The organism is Streptomyces fildesensis, from assembly GCF_016107395.1.
Classification (GTDB): Bacteria; Actinomycetota; Actinomycetes; order Streptomycetales; family Streptomycetaceae; genus Actinacidiphila; species Actinacidiphila fildesensis.
This window is the reverse complement of sequence record NZ_JAAIKO010000142.1, coordinates 1-937: the sequence shown is the minus strand read 5'-3', so window position 1 is coordinate 937 and position 937 is coordinate 1. Positions and strand designations below refer to the sequence as shown.

The following is a 937-nucleotide window of genomic DNA, read 5'->3' as shown; positions in this document are numbered from 1 at the left end:
GCTCGTAGGCGTACTTGTCGTGCATGTAGTGGATGACGTTGAGGGCGTTGACGTACGTGCCGGCGAGCCAGTCGAGCATCCGGTCGTACGCGGCGGTCAGCTCATCAGGGTCGAGATACTCGCCGGTCAACGGAGTCGACACCGGTGCGACCTGCACGCCGGTCATCTCGTCCCGGCCGCCGTTGATCGCGTACAGCAGGGCCTTGGCGAGGTTCACCCGGGCGCCGAAGAACTGCATCTGCTTGCCGACCGCCATCGCCGAGACGCAGCAGGCGATCGCGGTGTCGTCACCGGTCCGCGGGCGCATCAGCTCATCGGACTCGAACTGGATGGAGCTGGTGTCGATCGACACCTGGGCGCAGAACCGCTTGAAGCCTTCCGGCAGCCGTGAGGACCACAGGACGGTGAGATTGGGCTCGGGGGCGGGGCCGAGGTTGGCGAGGGTCCGCAGGAACCGGAAGGAGGTACGGGTGACCAGCGGCCGACCGTCGTCGCCGATACCGCCGATGGACTCGGTGACCCACGTCGGGTCGCCGGAGAACAAGGCGTCGTATTCCGGGGTGCGCAGGAACCGGACGATGCGCAGCTTGATCACGAAGTCGTCGATCAGCTCCTGGGCGCGGCTCTCGTCGATCCGGCCCTCGGCCAGATCGCGGGCCAGATAGACGTCGAGGAACGTGGAGGTGCGGCCCAGGGACATCGCGGCGCCGTTCTGCTCCTTCACCGCCGCCAGATAGCCGAGATAGAGCCATTGCACGGCCTCGTGGGCGGTGGTTGCCGGGCGGGTGACGTCGCAGCCGTAGGAGGCCGCCATCTGTTCCAGTTCGCCCAACGCGCGGATCTGTTCGGCGATCTCCTCACGGTCGCGGATGACATCGGATGTGGAGGGCCGGGCGTCCAGCAGGGCCCGCTCGGCACGCTTGACCTCGATCAGCCG

1 protein-coding gene is annotated in these 937 nt (G+C 67.2%); it reads right to left on the bottom strand.

Annotation, left to right across the window (positions count from 1 at the left end; genetic code table 11):
• Nucleotides 1-937: pyruvate formate lyase family protein (locus tag C6N31_RS42285; protein WP_306665085.1), on the bottom strand; the 937-nt coding region annotated here is incomplete at both ends.